Source organism: Kitasatospora kazusensis (assembly GCF_039529945.1).
Classification (GTDB): Bacteria; Actinomycetota; Actinomycetes; order Streptomycetales; family Streptomycetaceae; genus Kitasatospora; species Kitasatospora kazusensis.
Genome location: NZ_BAAANT010000095.1, coordinates 1 through 5,212 on the forward strand (window position 1 = coordinate 1; position 5,212 = coordinate 5,212).

The window sequence follows — 5,212 nt, forward strand, 5'->3', positions numbered from 1 at the left end:
AGGATGAGGTGGGCGTTGGTGCCGCTGATGCCGAAGGAGGAGACGGCGGCCCGGCGGGGGTGGTCGGTCTCGGGCCAGGGCCGGGCCTCGGTGAGCAACTCCACCGCGCCGGACTCCCAGTCCACGTGCGGGGTCGGCTCGTCCACGTGCAGGATCTTCGGCAGCACGCCGTGCCGCATCGCCTCCACCATCTTGATCACACTGGCCATGCCGGCTGCGGCCTGGGTGTGGCCGATGTTGGATTTGATGGAACCCAGCCACAGCGGCTGTTCGGCGGCGCGCTGCCGGCCGTAGGTGGCGATCAGGGCCTGCGCCTCGATCGGGTCGCCGAGGGTGGTGCCGGTGCCGTGCGCCTCGACCGCGTCCACCTGATCGGCCGTCAGGCGGGCGTTCGCCAGCGCGGCCCGGATCACCCGCTGCTGCGACGGGCCGTTCGGCGCGGTGAGGCCGTTGCTGGCCCCGTCCTGGTTGACCGCCGAGCCCCGGATCACCGCGAGCACCTGGTGCCCGTTCGCCTGCGCGTCGGAGAGCCGCTCCAGTACCACGACCCCGGCGCCCTCGCCCCAGGCCGTGCCGTCCGCCGCTCCGGCGAAGGGCTTGCACCGGCCGTCCGGCGCCAGCCCGCGCTGCCGGCTGAACTCCACGAAGATCCCCGGGGTCGCCATCACGGTGGTGCCGCCCACCAGGGCCATCGTGCACTCGCCACCCCGCAGCGCCTGGGCGGCCAGGTGCAGCGCCACCAGCGAGGAGGAGCAGGCGGTGTCGACCGTGATGGCCGGCCCTTCGAGCCCGAACACGTAGGACAGCCGCCCCGAGGCAACGCTCGTGGTGGTTCCGGTCAGCAGGTAGCCCTCCAGCGCCTCCGCGCTGTTCATCGCGTTCGCCGCGTAGCTCTGGCCCGCGACCCCGGCGAAAACGCCGGTCCGGGTGCCCCGCAGCGAACCGGGGGCGATGCCGGCCCGTTCGAGTGCCTCCCAGGCGACCTCCAGCAGCAGCCGCTGCTGTGGGTCCATGGCGTTGGCCTCGCGCGGGCTGATCCCGAAGAACTCGGCGTCGAACTGGTCGGCGTCGTAGACGAATGCACCCTGGCGGGAGTATGTCTTCCCGGGGGCAGCAGGGTCCGGGTCGTACAGCTCCTCGACGTTCCAACCGCGCCGCTCGGGGAACTCGCCGACCGTGTCGATGCCCTCGAAGGCCACCCGCCAGAGCCCGTCGGGGCTGGTCGCACCGCCGGGGAAGCGGCAGCCCATCCCGACGATCGCGATCGGATCGTCCTCGCCGTCACGGGTTGTCGGCGGTGCGTCCCCGGCCGCAGGAGTGACCGCCGTGTCGCCGACCAGCAGCTCGCGCAGGTGCGCGGCCATCGCCGTCGGCGTCGGGTAGTCGAAGACGAGCGTGGTGGGCAGCCGGGTGCCGACCGCGCCGGCCAGGCGGTTGCGGAACTCCACAGCCGTGAGCGAGTCGAAGCCGAGTTCCTGGAACGGCCGGGCAGGGTCGATCGTGTCGTTCGCCGAGTGCCCCAGCACCGCGCCGATGTGACTGCGGATCAGCTCCAGCAGCAGGCCGACCTGCTCGGGCTCGGGCAGCTTGGCCAGCTGCCGGACGAGTGGCGCACCCGCCTGGCCGGCCGCGCGCCGGACAGGGGTGCCCACCAGGCCGAGCAGCAGCTCCGGGATCGCCCCCGAGCCGGCCCGTGCCCGCAGTGCAGGCAGGTGCAGCGCGAGCGGCAGCACCAGCGGCTCACCGTCGATGAGCGCTCGGTCCAGCAGTGCGAGGGCCTGCTCGGTGCCCAGCGGCAGGATGCCGGAGGCCCGCATCCGGGCCCGGTCCTGGTCGGTGAGCGAGCCGGTGATGGCGCTGCCCGCCTCCCACAGGCCCCAGGCGAGCGAGGTCGCGGGCAGGCCCTGGGACCTGCGGTGCTGGGCGAGGGCGTCGAGATAGGTGTTGGCGGCCGCGTAGTTTCCCTGGCCGGGTGCGCCGAGGGTGCCGGCCGCCGAGGAGAAGAGCACGAAGGCCGCAAGGTCATGATCACGCGTCAGCCGGTGAAGGTTCCAGGCGCCGACGGCCTTGGGACGCATCACCGCCTCCAGCCGCTCGGCCGTGAGGGCGGGGATGGTGGCGTCGTCCACCACGCCCGCCGCGTGGACCACGGCGGTCAGCGGATGTTCGGCGGCGATGGTGCCGAGGAGCTCGGCCAGGGCCCGCTCGTCGGCGGCGTCGCAGGCGGCAACCGTGACCTCGGCCCCGAGCTGCCGCAGGTCGGCGAGCAGTTCCTCGGTCGCGCTGCTCCCGGAGCCTCGGCGGCTGGTCAGCAGCAGTCGGCGGACGCCGTGGGCGGTGACCAGGTGCCGGGCCAGAAGGCCGCCCAGCGTCCCGGTGCCGCCGGTGATCAGCACGGTCCCCTCGGGATCGAGAGCCCGGGGGATGCTCAGCACGACCTTGCCGGTGTGCTTGCCCTGCTGGATGAAGCGGAACGCGTGCGGTGCGTGCCGGACGTCCATCGCCCGCAGCGGCAGCGGATGGAGCACGCCGGCCTCGAAGAGGCCCACCAGTTCCACGAGCATCCGCTGGATGTGCTCCGGGTCGGCCTCGCTCATGTCGAACGGGCGGTAGGCGACCTCGGGGTGGGCGGCTCCGATCGCGGCCGGGTCCCGGAGGTCGGCTTTGCCCATCTCCAGGAACCGCCCGCCGCGCGGCAGCAGCCGCAGCGAGGCGTCGATGTACTCGCCCGCCAGTGAGTTGAGCACGATGTCCAGGCCGGCCCCGGCGGTCGTGCTGCGGAACCGCTCCTCGAAGTCCAGGTTCCGGGAGGACGCCAGGTGCTCGTCGTCGATGCCGAGTTCGCGCAGCACCCGCCACTTGCTCGGACTGGCGGTGGCGTAGACCTCGGCACCCCAGTAGTGGGCGAGCTGGATGGCAGCCATGCCGACGCCGCCCGCTCCGGCGTGGATCAGGATGCGCTCGCCCGGGGCGACCGTGGTGACGTCGGTCAGGCCGTAGTAGGCGGTGAGGAACGTGATGGGCACCGTGGCGGCCTGGGCGAACGACCAGCCGGCCGGCATCCGGACCAGCCACCGGTGGTCGGTCACCGCCACCGGCCCCACAGCTCCGGCGACCAGGCCCATGACCCGGTCGCCCGGCGCGAAGCCGGTCACTCCGGGGCCCACCTCGGTCACGACGCCGGCGGCCTCGCCGCCGATCGGCGCCTGCCCCGGGTAGAGGTCCAGCGCGATGAGCACGTCTCGGAAGTTGACCCCGGCGGCGCGCACCGCGAACCGGACCTGGCCGGGGCCGAGCGGGGCGACGGCGTCCGGGGCGGGGACCAGCACGAGGTGGTCCAGGGTGCCCTTCGCGCTGACGTCCAGGCGCCAGGCCGACGCACCGTCGGGCAGGTCCAGGGTGCCGGGGCGCTCCGCCGGGGCGAGCCGCGGCGCGAACAGTCTGCCCTCGCGCACGGCGAGTTCGGCCCGGCCGGTCGCGAGTGCCGCCTCCACCAGCTGGTAGGACGCGTCCTGGCCGTCGAGGTCGATCAGCACGAAACGGTCCGGGTTCTCCGACTGCGCCGCGCGGAGCAGACCCCGGACGGCGGCGCCGGGCAGGTCCTCGGTCGCGTCCTCGACACCGGTGGCCACGGCGCGCTCGGTGAGCACGGCGAGCCGGGTGGCGGAGAGGTCGCGGTCTGCGAGGAAGTCCTGGATCACGGTGAGCAGCTGTCCGGTCCGGTCGATGGCCGCCGGACCGGTGGCCGGCCTCGCGGCACCCGGCGCGGGCGTGGCGGCGAGCAGCAGCACGGCGGGTGACGCGCCGTCCGCGGCCCGCAGCTCCGCCAGGTCGGCGTGGACGCCGACCCGGGCGGTCAACGCCGCGGTGAGCCGTGGATCGGCAGCTCCCAGCACGGCCCAGTCGGTCGCGCTCGACGCCGCTTCGGCCGGTGTGGCCACCGGGAGCCAGTCGACCCGGTACAGGCGGTCGTGCTGCGAGGAACTCGCGGCCGCGAGCTGGTCGGCCGTCACCGCACGCAGCGTCACGGACCCCACGGCCGCGACCGGGGTACCGGTGGCGTCGGCGATCGTCAGCGCCACCGCGTCCTCGCTCCGGCCCACGGGGGAGATCCGAACCCGCAGCTCGGGGCCGCCTGCGGCGCTCAGGCGGATGTCCTCCCAGGAGAACGGCAGCCGGACCTGGTCGAGCTCGACGCCACCGGCGATCCGGGCCGCCAGGATGGCGTGCAGGGCGGCGTCCACCAGGGCCGGATGAAGGCCGAAGGCATCCGCACCAGGGCTGGACTCGGCGGGGAGGGCGACCTCGGCGTAGATGTCGTCGCCGAGTCGCCAGGCGCCCCGCAGCGCCTGGAACGCCGGCCCGTAGACCAGGCCGAGGTCGGCCAGGTCGTCGTACAGGTGCTCGGTCTGCACCGGCGTGGCCCCGGCGGGCGGCCAGACGGTCAGGTCGGCCGCCTCGGCCGCCGCGGTCTGCTCGGTACTCCCGAGCGCACCGGTCGCATGCTTGGTCCACCCCTCCTCGTCGCCTGCCGCAGCGGGGCGCGAGTGGATCGACAGCGAGCGGCGGCCGCTCTCCTCCGGCAGGCCCACCCGCACACGCAGCTGAAGCGCCTCCTGCTCGCCGAGGATCAGCGGACGGTGGAGCGTCAGCTCGTCCACCTGGTGGTCGCCCAGCTGGTCGGCGACGTGCAGGGCGAGTTCCACGAACGCGGTACCGGGCAACAGCACGGTGCCGAGGACCTGGTGGTCGGCGAGCCACGGCTGGGTCTGCAACGCCAGACGACCGGTGAACACCACGCCGTCATCGGGCAGTTCGACGGCAGCTGCGAGCAGCGGGTGCCCGGTCGGGCTGAGGCCGGCCCCGGTCACGTCGGCGCGAGCGGTTCCGCCTTCCAGCGCGTAGCGGCGGCGCTGGAAGGGGTAGGTGGGCAACTCGGCGGGGTGGATGGCGGGTTGGGTGGTGGGGCTGGTGGGCCAGGTGATGGGGTGGCCGTGGGTGTGCAGGTGGGCGAGGGTGGTGGTGAGGGTCAGTGCTTCGGGGCGGTCGTGGTGCAGTGCGGCGGTGGTGACCGTGTCCTCGGTGTCGAGGGTGGTCTGGGCGAGGGTGGTGAGGACGGGGTCGGGGCCGAGTTCGACGAACGCGGTGACGCCTGCTTGGTGGAGGGTGTGGATGGTGTCGGTGAAGCGGACGGGCTGGCGGATGTGGTCGG

The 5,212-nt window shown here is 73.9% G+C and carries 1 protein-coding gene; it reads right to left on the minus strand.

The window, feature by feature from the left end; all coding sequences use genetic code 11:
- A partial coding sequence (locus ABD330_RS31890) for an SDR family NAD(P)-dependent oxidoreductase (RefSeq protein ID WP_344469804.1) occupies positions 1–5,212 on the minus strand: 5,212 nt, incomplete at both ends.